11 protein-coding genes are annotated in these 15836 nt (G+C 52.9%); 5 read left to right on the plus strand and 6 right to left on the minus strand.

Annotated features, from left to right (window positions below):
- Positions 1–331 precede the first annotated feature (331 nt).
- Complete coding sequence (locus P1P86_15025; GenBank protein MDF1576498.1) at positions 332–898, plus strand: reverse transcriptase domain-containing protein; 567 nt, start codon at positions 332–334, stop codon at positions 896–898.
- A gap of 193 nt (positions 899–1091) precedes the next feature.
- Here the strand turns inward: P1P86_15025 and P1P86_15030 are convergent, their stop codons facing one another.
- From P1P86_15030 to P1P86_15040, 3 genes are all read right to left on the minus strand, one after another.
- On the minus strand, positions 1092–3536 hold the full coding sequence (locus P1P86_15030) for a family 78 glycoside hydrolase catalytic domain (protein ID MDF1576499.1): 2445 nt from the start codon (positions 3534–3536) through the stop codon (positions 1092–1094).
- Positions 3537–4114: 578 nt separating this feature from the next.
- Positions 4115–6034 carry a RagB/SusD family nutrient uptake outer membrane protein gene (locus tag P1P86_15035; GenBank protein MDF1576500.1) on the minus strand — a complete coding sequence of 640 codons (1920 nt, stop codon included), beginning with the start codon at positions 6032–6034 and terminating at the stop codon, positions 4115–4117.
- A gap of 98 nt (positions 6035–6132) precedes the next feature.
- Complete coding sequence (locus tag P1P86_15040; GenBank protein MDF1576501.1) at positions 6133–7305, minus strand: hypothetical protein; 1173 nt, start codon at positions 7303–7305, stop codon at positions 6133–6135.
- 88 nt (positions 7306–7393) lie between these two features.
- Between P1P86_15040 and P1P86_15045 the strand changes: the two genes are divergently transcribed.
- The 3 genes from P1P86_15045 (at position 7394) to P1P86_15055 (ending at position 11630) form a co-directional block, all read left to right on the plus strand.
- Positions 7394–9826, plus strand: a complete 2433-nt coding sequence (locus tag P1P86_15045) for a mechanosensitive ion channel (protein ID MDF1576502.1) — start codon at positions 7394–7396, stop codon at positions 9824–9826.
- Positions 9827–9920: 94 nt separating this feature from the next.
- Positions 9921–10634: a hypothetical protein gene (locus tag P1P86_15050; protein ID MDF1576503.1), complete on the plus strand. Its 714-nt coding sequence runs from the start codon at positions 9921–9923 to the stop codon at positions 10632–10634.
- Between the two features lie 27 nt (positions 10635–10661).
- The gene (locus P1P86_15055) at positions 10662–11630 is read left to right on the plus strand and encodes a hypothetical protein (protein ID MDF1576504.1); all 969 of its coding nucleotides are present in this window, start codon (positions 10662–10664) and stop codon (positions 11628–11630) included.
- Between the two features lie 447 nt (positions 11631–12077).
- On the opposite strand, the gene P1P86_15060 is transcribed toward P1P86_15055, so the two are convergent.
- From P1P86_15060 to P1P86_15070, 3 genes are all read right to left on the minus strand, one after another.
- Entirely contained in the window at positions 12078–13337 is a 1260-nt protein-coding gene (locus P1P86_15060) for a serpin family protein (GenBank protein ID MDF1576505.1), read from the minus strand.
- Between the two features lie 175 nt (positions 13338–13512).
- The gene (locus tag P1P86_15065; GenBank protein MDF1576506.1) at positions 13513–14862 is read right to left on the minus strand and encodes a hypothetical protein; all 1350 of its coding nucleotides are present in this window, start codon (positions 14860–14862) and stop codon (positions 13513–13515) included.
- Between the two features lie 11 nt (positions 14863–14873).
- The gene (locus P1P86_15070) at positions 14874–15368 is read right to left on the minus strand and encodes a T9SS type A sorting domain-containing protein (protein ID MDF1576507.1); all 495 of its coding nucleotides are present in this window, start codon (positions 15366–15368) and stop codon (positions 14874–14876) included.
- A gap of 171 nt (positions 15369–15539) precedes the next feature.
- Here P1P86_15070 and P1P86_15075 point away from each other — a divergent pair, with 171 nt between their 5' ends.
- On the plus strand, positions 15540–15830 hold the full coding sequence (locus P1P86_15075) for a hypothetical protein (GenBank protein MDF1576508.1): 291 nt from the start codon (positions 15540–15542) through the stop codon (positions 15828–15830).
- Positions 15831–15836 lie beyond the last annotated feature (6 nt).

Raw genomic sequence — 15836 nt, forward strand, 5'->3', positions numbered from 1 at the left:
GAGTCAGAATAGGGAGACACGGGCACACGGGAGAGCCTACCGTCTCCACAGGCAGAGAAGCGGAGTAGGGTCCACCGCTAGACCAAAGGACCGGGTTACCCGGGGAACATGCTGCTCCTGGAGTAACGAGAAGAAAAGCAGCGGGCGATAGTGGTATCAGTACCGAGGGAAACCGAAGGGAAAGAGAAGGACGAAGGCAGTCTTAGCAACCTCATAGTACCGTTTGAAAGCCGGGAAATCGGGAACCGCCGAAAGCCGGTGATTAGGGAAGGGGGATGCCGGAAGTCAGAACTGTAGTTTAGAAACATTAATGTATCAGTTACATGGTAAGATGACAACGGTAGAATTGCAGATAACCGAAAGAGCCAGGAAGTTCAAAGGAGAGGCGCTAAATAGCCTGTATCCTTATATAGATGCACAGCTGCTACAGGAGAGCTATGAGAGGCTCAACCGGCGTAGTGCAGCGGGAATCGACGGGAAGAGGTGGGAGGAGTACGGGAAGGAATTTCCACAAAGGAGAGAGGATCTTCTGGAGGAATTTAAATCCGGACGTTACAAGGCCCCGGCCGTACGGCGGGTATATATACCCAAAGACAAGGACGGTCGTCGCCCGATAGGAATCTCGACTATAGAGGACAAGGTACTTCAGGAGAGTGTTCGCAAAGTACTGGAACCGGTATATGAGGAAGAGTTTAAGCCTTTCTCCTATGGGTTCCGTCGGGGACATTCGCCACATGAAGCTCAGCGATTTGTTTGCCGCACTCAATATCAAGTTGCAGGGACACTACTACTATTATGGTATCACTTTCAACAACAGAAGTCTGTACGGCTTCTTTCAGATAGTGAGACAGAGGTTGTTCAAATGGCTGAATCGCAGAGGTGGGAAAGTGAAACTTAACTGGAGCAAGTTCTCAAGTTATGTCGACATGTACACCCCGCTGTTGAAACCCTTTATTAAGCATTCTTATTCCCTGTGGTGAATCTGATTTCTGAGGAACCGGATGCGGGAAAGCCGCTCGTCCGGATCTGTGGGGGAGCGGGGAGGTAACGACCCGCTCTACCCGGACTGTTAAGCACTCCGTTTTTTCCACTTATTGTTTTATCTCCTGTTCGCCGGGAACCAGGGGATAGCTGTAACCGTTCCAGATCAGGGTGCCATGAAGGCCTTCGGGAAGGGTAATGCTGCCTTTGACCCCCTCTTTTCCCCTTCTCTCCAGTTGTACCCCGATCATGCCGGCGGGATGCGGCATGGCTGCTTCAATGTGTTTCAAAGGGCCCAGGGCCGGGGCGATGTTTACCGAACGGAAGCCCGGTTCGGCCAGGGTGATGCCGGCCACCAGGGAGAGGAAGTGGTAGAGGGGACTGGCCGACCAGGCGTGGCAGTCGGAGCGGTCCTTGTAATCGCCCTCCTGGAAGGTGGTGAGCCCGTTCCCGAGCATCCGTTCCCACGAGCCAAGCATCTCCGTGTACCGGTCGGCCATCCCGGCCATCTGCATAGCCTGGAAGAGATAGAAACGAAAATAGATGGTGGTGGGGATCAGGCTTGAATCGGATAGGATCTTTTCCATGACTGCAGGTACGTCATCTTCCGGGAATGCTCCGGTAAGAATGCCCCAGATATTGGTATGCTGGGAATAGAGGCCATTTTTGTACAGTTCGTCCCGGGTGGGATCGTCCAGGGGGAGATCGGAAAGAAGACCGCGCGAATAATCGTAGCAAAGATTGTAGACCGCCTTCCGGGTCCGCTCTGCCTGTTTCAGATACTCCTGGGCCCTGAAGGCCAGCCCGGGGGAATTTTCCAGCGACGCGAACCAGTTGAAAAGCTCGGCGGCCCGGTGCAGGGCATACACATAATTCAGGCTGATCAGGGCCGAATGTCCCAGGTCGGCTCCGGGAGGGGCGCCCGCCATAAAGCCGTCGGTCCAGTCGGCAAAATTGAACCAGTCCAGGGGGCCCAGCATACCGGTATAGTCGATGTGCCTCTCGAACCATCCCAGCACCGCTTCGATTCCCGGGAGAAACTGGCGGAGGAACTGATCGTCCTGCCGGTAGAGGTAGTAGTCGTGCACCATATCGACCCAGTAGAGGGAAAAGGCCGGGATCACCTGGGGGATGAAGGAGGGCCCCCGGGAAAGAGTCAGTCCCCCGGGCAAACGCGATTCGTCGGCCTGTTTCAGGGCATTGCGCATCAGCCGGTCGTCCCCGGCCACCGTTAAGGAGATCAGCGCCTGGATGCGGGTATCGCCCAGGTACTGCAACTGCTCGTAGTAGGGGCAGTCCATGTAGGTCTCCCCGGCACAGAGCCGGGCGGTTCGCCATCCGGCCTCCCAGATCTGCTCATGCAGGGGATTGTCGCTGGAGAAGGATCCCTTTTCCCGGAAGGGATAAGCGGAGAAATCGCCATAGAAATCGTGGATGATCAGGGGATCCTCCGCGCATACGATATCGACCTGCACATAACGCCAGGTGCGCAGCCAGAGGGGTTGAAAGCTTCGATGGGCGCCACCGTCGGGAAGGATCAGATCGTGATAGCCCAGGATCTCCTTCCCCTCCGTCTGGTCGCGATTGCCCTTGGACCCGTCGGGATGGCGCAACGACTCGGCATAGGTCAGCCTGATCGTGCTTCCGGGTCCCCCGGTAAATTTCAGTACCGGGTAGCCCACGGTCAGTTCGCCCTGGTCGAGCAGCAGGCTTACAGTATCCCCGGCGGGGATCACCAGGGGTTCCCTGCCCTCCAAAAATCCTTCGGGCACCTCCAGTCCGGCGACCCGCGCCACCCGGGCAAAGCGCAACTCCCCCGATTCGAGCAGGGGGATCTGGCGGGGCACCAGCATCCAGCTGACCCCGTGCATGTAACCTCTTCCCACGCCTTTTCCCAGGGCTTTCGGTTCTTTCCATCCGGAAACAACGAAGCCGGGCTTCATCCATCCCCAGGGGTAATGAGAGGCGTCAAAGCGATCAGTGGGACCGGCCACGTAGTAGCCCCCCACATCCGCGCCCGAAACGGGGATCGGCGCATAGGCCTTGCTCTCCGTTACCTTCCAGTTGCCCGGGGTAGTCAGTCCCGTTTCGCCTCCCGGGTGGTGCTCCGCTTGAAAAATAAAGGCGGTCTGCCTGGAGAACATGGCCGCCGGCCGTTCGATCCCCAGGTTGTAGACCTCCACGGCCAGCACGTTATCGCCCTCCGTCAGCCAGGGGCGCAGGTCGATCGTTTCATAGCGCCAGTAATTAAAACTGCCCTTGGCCGGACCGGTGGTGACCATTTGTCCGTTCACCCGGAGCTTATAACGCATGTCGGCCGACAGGTGGACCACCAGCGAATCGGGGACCTGCTCCAGGCGGAACTCGTTCCGGAAGAGAAATACCCCGTAGTCCAGCACCGGGGCAGTGGGGTGGGTGATCCATTGCGCCTTCCAGGAGTGACGTTCGTGGTCCCATCCGGTGTTGACAGTGATGCCGGTTTCCTGCCCGGAAACATCCGGCAGGAAAAACAGGCAGACCAGCGCAATAAGCAGATGGTGTCGTGAGTGTTTCATATCCGGTTTATTTTCAGTGTCCGTATTATTTTTTTTTGAATGGGCATCTGCCCATCAAAGAGCGATTAGTTCCGTAATTTACCACGAAATCGCAAGGATTTAAAATATTGTGGCCTCTCATTCGTCTACAGAATCAGAGAGTAAGTCAGATAAAGATGACCGCTGAGGATAAAATGCAGATAGAGAAACTGGTAGAGAGGGAGCAGGGAAGGCTGCCGGGCTTATTAGTTTACGATCCCCATCAAAGGCCGCCGGGGAACCTATCCTGTTTTCGGATTTTTGGCATGTAACGAAGTTGCAACTTTTCAACAAGTATATGACATGCAGATCAAATCTGATATTTTTTTTTGTACTTGTAAAATATAGATATACAGTTTGTTATACCGGCATCAAAATATTTGGATTTGAACGAAGATGTAACAAATATGAAATAAGTAATGAGTTTGTTACATCCGGATTCTGGTGAACGGGACTACCTGGTTTTCATGCGCTTCCCGGAGCAAACGAAGAAAAACCCGTTAAGAGGACCGGAATCTAAGGTGGATGAGGCCTTAGAGGACTCCCCCGAGACTTATAGGCTACCTGTTCTGAATGAACCTTCCCTGGTGCTGGTCCAGGATGCGCTGCGGGATGGGGTAGTTTACATCCTCGGGTCCCACTTCGGCATTACCATAATGTGCCCGTCCCCAGGGCATGGTCTTTTCGTAGGCCAGGATCCGGCTCAGTTCGGAGACCACGCTGCCCCAGCGCTGCAGATCGTAGTAGCGGTGCCCTTCCTGGCCCAGTTCCAGCCGGCGTTCAAACTTGATGGCCTTCAGGGCAAACTGCGGATCGGGAAAGGAAGGATAAAGCCCGATGACATAGTTGGCTGCCGGGGTGGTCCCGTCCTCCATTTTCACAAAACCATCGGGATTGGCGGCCCGGGCCCGTACGGCATTGACTTCCCCGAGACCCAGGTCGCCGGTGCCGGTCCGGGCCTCGCATTCGGCCTTCAGCAGGAGCACATCGGCAAAGCGGATCATCCGGTAGCCATTGGCCGTAAAGCCGGAGGTCCAGTTCCCCACCTCGGTGTAGATCCCCTCCTGGGATTTCTTGTAGACCTGCTTCTTGGGACTGTAAGGCCCGGCAAAATTCTGATCTCTGACCCAATCCCTTCCCGTATGCCTTCCCCAGTCCCAGTAGGGGATGCCCCGGCGGCCGACCGACCAGTCGAGGCGCGGATCCAGGTTCCCGGCATAATGGGCAAAAACCACTGAGTCAAAGGCCCAGCGGGACGGACTTGTCAGGGGGAAATTCCCCACGTTGGGCACTTCCGTGCTTCCGGTCAGGGACCGGTACTGCAGATCGGTGAAGGGATCGGCCGGGTCATAGATATGAACGGTATTTCCCGTGATGTAACTTTTGGTGGCATCCCAGGGTCTGGAGGGAGGCAGGCCCTGGTCGTTGCGGACCATCTCCTCGTTGTAGCTGTCCCAGAGGGGAAGCCCGTCGGGACCGGTGCGGTAGGAGTTCACAAAGTCCTGGGTGGGCTGAAAGAAGCCGCAGCATCCCCCGGGCGACTGCCCGGACTTATAAGGGAAGTTCAGCGCCTCGGCATACCCGCCGTTCCTGCCCCCGGAGCCGTCGTTGACCGAGTATTGCACGGTATAAACGGATTCCACTCCGTTCCGGAATTCAATATCAAACACATCCCCGTAGCGGGCTTCCAGTCCGGCTTTCTGTCCCGCCGGATTGGAGCCGCTCTCCTCCACCTCGGTGAGCAGCAGCAGGGCCTCCTCATAATCGCCATACATCTGCATCAGGGCCTTGGCCAGGAAAACCTGGGAGACGCTTTTATTAAAACGCCCCACCTGCACCATGTTCAGAGGAAGTCTGGTCCCCTCGCTCAGATCGGCAATGATCCGGTCGCGGATATCCTCCATGTTGTTCAGGGTGGAAAAGTCGGTGTATTCGTCCACATAGGGAACGAAACGGTTGTAGGTGCGGTCGGCCCAGAGCCTCCATGCCTCAAAATGGTAAAAGCCACGCAGCGCCCTGGCCTGAGAGCTTAACCACTGGTACTGGTCCCCGGAAATGCTTCCTGATTCCAGGGCCAGATGGGCGGTGGACAGGGCCGCGTTGCAGCGGGCGATGGATTCATAGACGGCCTGCCATTTGAGATCCAGGTAGCCCCAACTCCAGGCAGCTGTTTCTGAAAAGGTCACAATGTTATTGAAGCTGGACGCATCGCCCGCGTCGGTTCCCTTATTGGACTCCATGCCCCGGATACTGGAAAAGACCCAGCCAGAGGTGGCCGACTCCCATCCAAAGTCCTCTGAAACACCGTCCAGCATGGAGTAGGCCCCGGTCAGGAGGGCATCCACTCCTTCGTATGTGGCCAGCACCGGGGGGCCAAGCTCTCCGGCCGGATCCACATTCAGGAAATCTTCCGAGCAGGCAGGCATAAGCACCAGAATGCCAAGCAGGATCCTTCCGCTGAAGTGTCGGGGCCGGTTCATAATAGGCCAAGTTAGTGAAGGCAAAGGTAATATCAAAGGGATCCCGCTATGCATCATCAAAGGGATCCCGCTATGCATCCCGATCTACCGGGGCCGGCTTATTTACTGCAGGTGGTGGTGAAGAAAAGATTGGGGCTGCCTGCCGAGTTTACCAGGATGTATTCAGGCGGGAAGGGAAGTTCCCAGACGCATACTTCCCCCAGTGCGGGAATGGCGGTTACATCCACCACCCAGAGATTATAATTCAGGGAAATATTCAGGCTGCTGATCTGGTTGTACCCGCAGTACAAATGACGGAGCCACATCTTATTGACCAGATACAGGGAACTCAGCTGGTTGTGCTCGCAATAGAGATCCACCAGCTTGCTGCTGGCCGAAATATCCAGGTTGCTTAATTGGTTCCAGGAACAGAAAAGACTTACCAGATCCCGGTTTTCTGACAGGTCCAGCCCGGTCAGCTGATTAGAGCGGCAGCTCAGAAAAAGCAGTTCCGGGTTCCCGGACAAATCCAGAACGCTCAGCCGGCAGCTGTCACAGCTCAGCTCCTGCAGGGCTACATTCATGGAAAGATCCAGAGCTTCCAGGGCATTCGCGCTGCAGTCGAAGAAGGTCAAAGCAGGATTGCCGGACACATCCGCCTCTGTAAGCCGGTTGGAGGAGCAGTCGAGGCTCCGCAAGGCCTGGTTCGCGGAGAGATCCAGGGCGGAAAGCTGGTTCCTGGCACAATCCAGGCCCTGCAGGGAATCGTTATTGGAAAGATCCAGTGCCGAAATCAGGTTGTAGCCCACATCCAGGTCTTCCAGGGCAGGGTTCAGGGACAGATCGAGGCCGAATAAGAGGTTATGGCCACAGTCCACCTGCACCAGATCCGGGTTCCCGGACAGGTCCAGGGCAATCAGGCGGTTGTTCCGGCAGTCGAGCACCTGCAGGGCCGGATTGCTGCTGATATCCAGTTTGGTGATCCGGTTGTCGCGGCACCGCAGAATCTCCAGGTTGATAAAGCGCTCGATCCCCTTCATGCTGGCGATCCCCCTGTGACTCACATCCAGGTAAGTGATGGCTTCCGCTTCCTCGTAGCTGATCATACCATCCTTATTGCGGTCGATCCGCTGAAGTCCGCCCTCTCCATCCGGACCGGGTTCCAGCAGTGCCGTCAGCAGGGCCTGGTCGTCAATCTTGATGGGATCCTCAGGGAAGGGGCCCTGGTCGCACCCGGTAAACAGGAGGATCAACGCCAGGCTAAATAGCAGTATGTGGGATATGGCTTTCAAAACGGACAGGCTTTAATATGTGGCTGCAAGTTAAGATTTCTCCCTAAAAATACTATTTTGTAGCTTTGATCTACCAATCGCCCGGTACATGAAAATAAATACTGTCTCCTTCGCTGCCGTACTCCTGGCTCTTTTTTCATTTGCCTGCACTTTGACTGCCCAGGACCTCCTTTCCCGGGATAAAACGGAAGAGGCAGACAGTTCCATGGTACAGCCCTTTCCGGCCATCGATATAAGCAAAGAGCTGGGTAACTCCGGCACCCTGATCAACGCATCCCTGAAAAAACAGCTGTCGCCGGAGCTCATGGACGCTTTTACCAGCGAATCGGACTCCCTTCTAAGCCTGTTCAACAACTTTCTTGGCGATTCATCGACCATCCGGCTGGAAGCTGCTGGCAGAAGACAGCTGGACCTGGTCACTCAGCGCGCCCGGTTTCATCTCAGTCAGCTGGAGCCCTTTCAGGAAAGTCTTATAAAAGTTACGGGGGAGCTTGAAAATGAACTGAGCCTGCTGGAAAATAACAGGCAAAGGTGGCAGCTTACCCTGGAACAGCCGGCCGGGGATGAGGCGGTCGTTTCGAGGGAGGAACGTATCCAGGCCACCCTCCGGCGGATCGATTCGGTCAGGGTCCTGCTTCAGGACGATTTGGTATCTATCCTGGGTATCCAGGACCGGCTTACAGAGATGCGGGTCAATCTCCAGCAGGTCCTGGAGAGGGTGAGGGACCAGAAGACCGTGCTGGGAGAAACTCTTTTCAAACGGGATATGCCCGGCCTTTTCAGGGACCTTGGAAACCTGAAAAACCGGGGCCAGATCCGCCTGCATACCGAAAAGTTCAGACAATCGATGAGAACCGACCTGGAGCTGCTAAAATCGGGTTATACAGGTTCTATGCTTACCTCGCTTTTGCTTTTTTCAGCGCTTCTTGCCTTTTTGATATGGTTCAGGAAGAACTATTCCCGCCTGATCAGCGGCGGACGGCTGGAATTGTCCAAAGAACACCGGATCATTATCAATGCCCCTTTAGCTTCCGCCATTTTCCTGACGAGCCTGATGGTCCGTTTGCTGGTCCCCGATCTGCCCGATACCTTTAACGACCTCAATCTGCTGGTGGTGATCTTCTCCATGACTGTTCTGATGATCCGGATCTACGGAGCCAGGTTCAGACTATGGATCGTGGTGCTGGTGGTGGCAGCCAGTTTTAATACCCTGTATGAGCTGGCCTATCATCCGGGGATCCTGCTCAGGATCCTGCTGATAGCCATCGGTCTGACTTCCATCTGGCTGTTTGCATGGGTTTACCGGCGCCAGCCTTTTGAAGGATTGATCAAGAACACTCTTTTATACCGGTTTTTCAGGACACTGGTGGCCGTATTCCTGATCCTGGAATTCCTGGCCCTGATTGCCAACCTGGCCGGTGCCTTCCGGCTGGCCGAGTTTTTCACGCTGCTTCCCCTGCAGATCACCATCCTGGCCATTGCCATTCAGATCCTGACCCGCTTGGCCGATACCTTAATCTTCCTGATTCTTTCCGGCAACTATCTTCAGAAACTGAACGTGATCAGGGATGAGTTTGCAGTAATCCACCGGAAATCGCTATGGCTCGCAGACTTGATCCTCCTGCTGATCTTTCTCTCCATTTCACTGGATTTATTAAGGATCAAAGATGCGGTATTTGAATGGGGAAGAGGCGTCTTTACCAACGGTTTCAGTCTGGGGGAGATAACGATTTCGCTGGGTAATATCCTGATCTTCTTCTTTGTCATCTGGCTCTCTATTATGATTACCAAGATGATGAGACATGTCCTGGAGAAGGATGTGTTTACCAGGGTGAAAACGTCCAAAGGAATGCCCGGCACCATTGTACTCTTATTGCGGATTGCGCTGATTTCCCTCGGATTCGTTCTGGCTGCCCGGGTAGCCGGAATGGAACTGACCAATCTTTCCATTGTACTGGGAGCCTTCTCGGTGGGGATAGGTTTTGGCCTGCAAAACATCTTTAATAACCTGGTATCGGGACTGATCCTGGCCTTTGAACGACCCATTAATGTGGGCGATGTGGTACAGGTGGGCGAACTGATGGGTACGGTCAAATCCATTGGCCTTCGCTCCAGTACCGTGCATAGCTTCGACGGGGCGGAGGTGGTGGTGCCCAATGGCAACCTGATCTCCAACGAGATGATCAACTGGACCCTCTCCGATTCGTTCCGCCGTATGGATATCCGGGCCGGGGTGGCCTATGGGACCGATCCGGAGCGTGTGCTGGCTATAATGACCGAGCTTGCCGCAAACCACGAACTGGTAATGAAGGACCCCCCTCCCAGGGCCTATTTTATTGAGTTTGGCGACAGCTCACTGAATTTCAGACTACTGGCCTGGGTGCACATGGAAAACCGCCTGGAGGTGGAGAGCGACCTGCTTGTGGGGATCAACCGAAGACTGGCCGAAGAGGGCATCGAGATCCCCTTCCCGCAGCGCGATCTGCATATCCGTTCCGATGCCACCAAAGAACCGGGATAGGCCTCTGGATTGATTTTTTTGAATCTTTCCGGATACTTCTCCGTATAGAAAAAGGTAAGCCAGTGTGCCGGCATCGCCTGCAAAACCCAACATAATGAAAAAGATTCTTGCTTATTGCTGTGCCATGACTATGGCTTTTTCCGCCTGTGAAACCGAGGAGGGAAATCCTTCTCCTACCGGATTATCTGCCTCAGATGGAATGTTTCCGGGATGTATTTATGTCGATTTTCAAAAGGATCCTGATGTGGGCACTGTGTTGGTGGAGCGCCGGGAAAAGGGAAGCGAGGAATGGATTCCTATAACAGGTACCGGACAGCCTTTTTTCGATGATCATTCTTATGGAACCACCGGGATGCCTCCCGGCAAGATCTTCGAATACCGGATAAAGAACGACTGGCCCGACGATGCTCCCTACTCGGATATTGATGAAGGATACGCCTATAACATCATTCCCGTTACGGAGATTGATATTGTAGTCAGTGACATGGCAAACAGCCTGAGCTGGAACGCGGGCAATCACAATACCCGTATGAACGATACGGATATCCGCTTTGACGTATACCGCAGCGATCGGCCCGATTCGAATTTTGAGAAAATTGCGGAAGTGGGGGAGTATCGCTCTTATTACGATAATTTCCACGACCGTCCCGATATGCAGGGAAAAACCTGGTATTACCGGGTCGATGTGCGTTACTGGCCTTATTCAGGCACTGTAGAGGGAACGGTCGCAGAAGCTGACGGAGGCGGGGGCGGTACCCCGGCGGTTGATTACCAGATCGCCGACCTGGGTAACACCTGGACGGCGTAAGCCGACGGAAGTGTGGACCGGATCCGCATGAAACAGTACGGGAGTGTGTTATACGCCGGAGCCCTGAATAATGTGGGTGCCACCGGCTATGGCGACCCCTCTCTGCTCAAACTGGTAAGCGATGCCTGGCAGCCGGTCTGGACGGCTTCGCAGGACAACCAGTTCGACGAAACCCATTTTGCCGTTGCCACGGACCGTTCCTATGTCGCAGGCATCGACGATTCCCTTTGTGTCTATGCCTGGTACCAGGATCAGTGGACCGCGAACCTGTGTCCGTCCAACCTCGGGCAGGCCGATAGTCCTTCTGACATCGACATAGAAGTGCTGAACGACGAGCTTTATATGGCCATTACTCCATATCCGGACTATGATTTACAGGTCCTTAAGCGAAATGGAGATGCCTGGGAGACCGTGGGAGGCGATGGCAGCGGCATCATCGCTTCGGCCGATCCCCGCCTGCTTCAGATGAACATCCTGGACGGCGTGCTTTATCTGTCGTACCTCGAAAACGATATGCTTCATATTAAGCATCTGGAGGGGACTGCCTGGGTGGACGATCTGAGCTGGTCGCAGAGCGAAATCGGCTTTACAGAGATCGCCGGATCCGCCTCGCAGCTCTACCTGATGGTTGGTTCGAACAGCACCGGCTACCGGGGTGGCGTGTACCGGATCATCTCAGGCAGCAGTGTGGATGAGCTGGCATACAATCCCTCAGAATCGTGGTTCCAGTTCCCCCTGGCCCTGGTCAGCGATTCCGATGGGAACCTGATTGTGAGCAGCATGAACATCGAATCGGCCGAAGTGATCCATCCATTTCTCAGTGTCTATGATGGTTCGGAATGGAAAAGCATATCAGGCGATTTTAGCGGAGGAATTGATCCGGTGGCCCTGCAGACCGTGGGTACCACCATTTATTACCTCTATGGCGATGCCGCGAACCTGAATGCCCTGGAGGAGCCCCAGAGCGTGAAAACCATGAAACTGAGCCCGCCATAGCGCTATTCGGTCCGACTCGTACTCCGGTTTCCCACTTTGCCCATGAACAGAAGGGTATGGTGAAAAGGAACCGTATCAGAGATATAAACGGGAAGGCCGTTGTTTAAACGGGCTGTAAATCCTGCAAATCCTCAATAGTTCCTGAGTCGTTTGCTAAGCTTAAGATAAAGCCGTCCCACCATTTCATCTTCTTTCCCTTCATGTAAAATCGGCTCATTATCAATAAGTTGTGCAAAATTCCGCTTGAGTTTGCCTGTGAATTCGTACCAATTCCCTCTTGCTTCATTAGTATTCATTTCTATGGAGAGTATCACCTGTTAAACTACAATTTGAAGACTTACAAACTAGTGTAGTACAAAGGTGAGGATCATTTTACTCTGATGCTTTACACAACTTTCTAAATAATTTACATCATTCACACTATTTGATTGACGGGTATGGCGTTATTCAGTCCGATTCGTACTCCGGTCTCCCCACTTTGCCCATGAACAGGAGGGCCCCGGTGGAGTTTTCCCTGATCACGTAGAGGAAGGGTTTGTCGGCCCGGAAGGTGAGGGGGCCACGGGGCGCGGTTGACTCGACCATCTCCACGATGGTGGCCGCTGCCGCCTCGGTCCCCTCCTCGTTGACATCGATGAAGGTCTGGTGGATCACCCGCGAAATAAAGATGCCGCCCCCGGGGGTGATGTGAGTGAAATCGGCACTCTCGTTAAATGCGATCCCCAGTCCCAAATCGATCAGCGGATCGTTCAGCAGCGATTTGAATCCGTATTTGAATTTGGGAAGCTGGATCAGGATATTGGCAGGGTAGGAGGTGTTAAACCAGGTATCCCAGCTTTCTGCATTCAGCTCATCCACCAGGCTGTTGATGCTTATCCCGGCTTCCGGCAGGAGGACCACCATGCTGAAGGCACTGTCGCCGTAAGGCAGTTCAACCGCTTTGAAACCCTCCTGGCTGGTATAATTGAAGGTTCCTTCCACCTGCATGAAATCGCAGCGGTGCGTGCCTCCTTCCTCCAGGTGGAAATCGTTCTCAAAGCTTTCCTCCGTATCAAACTGGTACTTCCAGGTGGCATTGAAATAAATGGCATTGATCAGGTACATGACCGCATCTCCCGGGATATAATCGAGCATTTCCCGGATCTTGTCATTGGTTTTATCCTCGATCCAGCCATTGATGATATCCACCGCCTCCGGATCCGCGAAATCGAGCTCCTCCACTGCGGCATCGAAGTACTCCCGGTTGGTGGAAATAAAGTCCTCCAGGACCCGGTACCCCGGTTTGTACCAGATGCTGTTGGCAATGCTGAACTGCACCTGATTATCCAGGGTGACCAGCTGCGCCATCAGGTCCTGGTAACTTTCATTCACCTCCTGGTCGCTCAGCCCGTCAAAATGCAACACCTGCCGGAAAGCTTCCCTGGTATCCCCGGCGGCCCCGTTCAGGGTCATTCCCAAAGCATAGGAGGTGCTGAGCGGGGAGATCATCAGGTTCTCCTCCCCGCTGAGCCCATGGACCTCTTTGAAAAGTTCAAAGGCAAACTGGCGGTCGGCCTGCAGGATCTCGGCGGCCTTCTTGTTCAGTACGATCTTTTTGGCTTCTTTCTCCATGGGCTCCGCCTTCTCGCAGGAGGGCCAGGTGATCAGGGCCAGGATCAAGAGCGAAAAAAGGAAGGCCGGCCTCTTATATGATTTGACTGTTTTCACGGTGTTGCTTGCTATTCAGATACATATCAGCTTTGTACACGAAGGAGGCAGCAAGTTCCTTCTGGGTTGCGCAATGGCCTGGAATAAGCATTCAAATCTCAGTTTGCTAAATGAAAAAGGGCCACCTCATTTTGTTTTGAGACAGCCCCTTTTTGTAGTTTATAAGGTGACAAACTTAATTGACTTTCGCTCCTGAAAAATGAGTATATGCATAAGTTGTAGAGCTGTTGCCGGAGACCTGGGCAGCTGGATCATCACAACTTCCCCATAATTGTGCGGTCTGGCCTGCAGAAAGGTAGAGGGTCATAGAGATACTCACTCCCTGGTAAGCTGAACTGGAATAAGCCCAGGCACCTTCATACCATCTGTTTCCGGCAAACAGCATAGCAAAAATCAGAGATCCCGGAGTCATGTTTATAAAGTATATCACGCCGTTAAAAGCATATATTCCATCTTCCGGGGCAGTAAAAGTGTTTGTGCTCAGGTTAAAATCATTTCCCTGGTTTTCCCAAACCTGTGCACCCGTGCTGAAATCAATAAGCTTCGAATCGGGGCCTCCCCAGGTTAAAACGGAGCTTTTCTTTACCTCAAAATAAACTCGGTCTTCAGTTAGCGGTTCCCAGGTTGCCAGACCGGTACCGTCTGAGGTCAAAACTTCGCCTGCGGCAGGAGTCCCTCCGGTAATTTTCACCTGTCCGTTTACCTCGAGAGTTGTACCGGGTGTATTGGTGCCGATGCCTACATTTCCGCCATATGGATTCAGGTTCAGGTCGCCAGATGTAAAGTTTTGCAGTCGAAGGTCCTCCTCATCGACAGCATACCAGAGATAGGCCTTAAAAATGTCGGCATCGTAAAATGATAGAAAGGTACCTTCCCCGGCCGGGGAAGATAAGGACAGCTGTCCCCGACTGGGAATCGGGGAACCATGTGCATGAAGAAGGGTCGCCGGACTGCCTGTGCCGATGCCAACGTTGCCATCATTGTAATAAATATTACTGCCCGAGGTCGTCCACTGACTACCGGAGATGCTGGGCTTATCGCTTAAATCGTTGTAACTGCCACTTGTGGCAACGCTTGCAAATGTTGGTTTATTCGTCAAATCCATATAACTGCCGCTAAATACATTCCCTGCTGTCTCCGAGTATAGGGCATAGGGCACACTTAATAGTTGACTTACGCCCACAATGGTATAGTTTGCTCCACCATCCGGATCTGTTTCGGTTTTAATGTAATACGGTCCACCTGACCAGTCAATGGCCGAGAAATCATCAGTTGTTGTGCCTGTTCCGATTTCAATACTGACCAATCCATTGGCATTTGACTCTGGTGACTGGGTTTCTGCATAAACGACAGTTCCGTCTGCAGAGCCTTGCAGAATGCTTATTTTCATGCCAACAGGAACACTTGTTACCAGGTTATTGCTGTTATTTCGGATGATTGCCTGGTAGCTCATTTTATCTGGTGACTGGGCGAAAATGCCTGAGAGTACCGTGAGGCTTGCGATGAGTGAGAATAACTTTTTCATTGTTGTGGGCTTTATCGGGTTTTGATGATTTTAAATGTTTTAATTATTCTCTCATTGTCAGCGACTTTCAGAAGATAAGTGGATGGAGCGAGATTTGCCATTGAAATAGTGGTCTTGATGTCTATCAGTTTTTTACTGACCAACAGCTTTCCCATGATATCATAAAGCAGAAAGAACATGTTTTCGTTGTCAGGGCTTTCAAGTTCCAGGGTCAGCAGATCAGTCGCAGGATTTGGATATACCGTACATATTAAGGATATGTCTCTGGCCTGTTCAATTCCAACTACAACCGAAATCTCGTAAGGTTGTTGTACTCCTTCAGCCAGAGAATTATTTGTGGATGTATGGGTAGCATAGAATACCTGACCAATGGTATAGCTCACTGAACCACTGCTGCCCGAAGCATTACCCCCTGTGGCCGGAATGGCATTTTGAGCCTGCAAATTCATTGTTAGTCCGATTCCTGACAAGAATACAATACATAGTTTTAATCGTTTTAGTCGCATGATACCTCCTTTCTTTGTCGTTTTAAATCCCTGTGGGTTAATGGTTAAAATAAAGACGTATTAGTCAGGTACTTTGTTGACTCCCGCTGTCAGGGTTTTGTAAAGACATCCATGCTCGTGTATGATGGTCTTCAGAATTTATGTAAGAATGAGCAAAACTTATAATCTTGTATGGCATGCATTTGTTTTCCAGGTACAGGTGTTTTGCCTGTCATTCCCGGAAGGGAGGGTAGGTATGGCCCGCCTCTGAATGGCCTTTACAGGAAGGAGATTTTTGTCGAATGTGAGGGGGTGGAAAAAACAATCGTCGCCGACCGGGAGTATTTTAACAGAGCGATCACCGATCCGGATTATGTGAAGGTTTTGGAATACAAGACCAGGATCATGACTAAACCGGTCATTACTGAAGATGAAGTTATATCTATCGTCGATTTCTTGATCGGGCTGGGAGAGGAAGAATAGGCACTT

The sequence above is a fragment of the Bacteroidales bacterium genome (assembly GCA_029210725.1).
Lineage (GTDB): Bacteria > Bacteroidota > Bacteroidia > Bacteroidales.

What these genes read in the sequence shown, in the direction of transcription:
- P1P86_15045 (MDF1576502.1), top strand. Translation starts at nt 7,394, where the DNA reads ATGAAAATAAATACTGTCTCCTTCGCTGCCGTACTCCTGGCTCTTTTT.
- P1P86_15055 (MDF1576504.1), top strand. Translation starts at nt 10,662, where the DNA reads ATGAAACAGTACGGGAGTGTGTTATACGCCGGAGCCCTGAATAATGTG.
- P1P86_15050 (MDF1576503.1), top strand. Translation starts at nt 9,921, where the DNA reads ATGAAAAAGATTCTTGCTTATTGCTGTGCCATGACTATGGCTTTTTCC.
- P1P86_15070 (MDF1576507.1), bottom strand. Translation starts at nt 15,368, where the DNA reads ATGCGACTAAAACGATTAAAACTATGTATTGTATTCTTGTCAGGAATC.
- P1P86_15025 (MDF1576498.1), top strand. Translation starts at nt 332, where the DNA reads ATGACAACGGTAGAATTGCAGATAACCGAAAGAGCCAGGAAGTTCAAA.
- P1P86_15035 (MDF1576500.1), bottom strand. Translation starts at nt 6,034, where the DNA reads ATGAACCGGCCCCGACACTTCAGCGGAAGGATCCTGCTTGGCATTCTG.
- P1P86_15065 (MDF1576506.1), bottom strand. Translation starts at nt 14,862, where the DNA reads ATGAAAAAGTTATTCTCACTCATCGCAAGCCTCACGGTACTCTCAGGC.
- P1P86_15030 (MDF1576499.1), bottom strand. Translation starts at nt 3,536, where the DNA reads ATGAAACACTCACGACACCATCTGCTTATTGCGCTGGTCTGCCTGTTT.
- P1P86_15075 (MDF1576508.1), top strand. Translation starts at nt 15,540, where the DNA reads ATGGCATGCATTTGTTTTCCAGGTACAGGTGTTTTGCCTGTCATTCCC.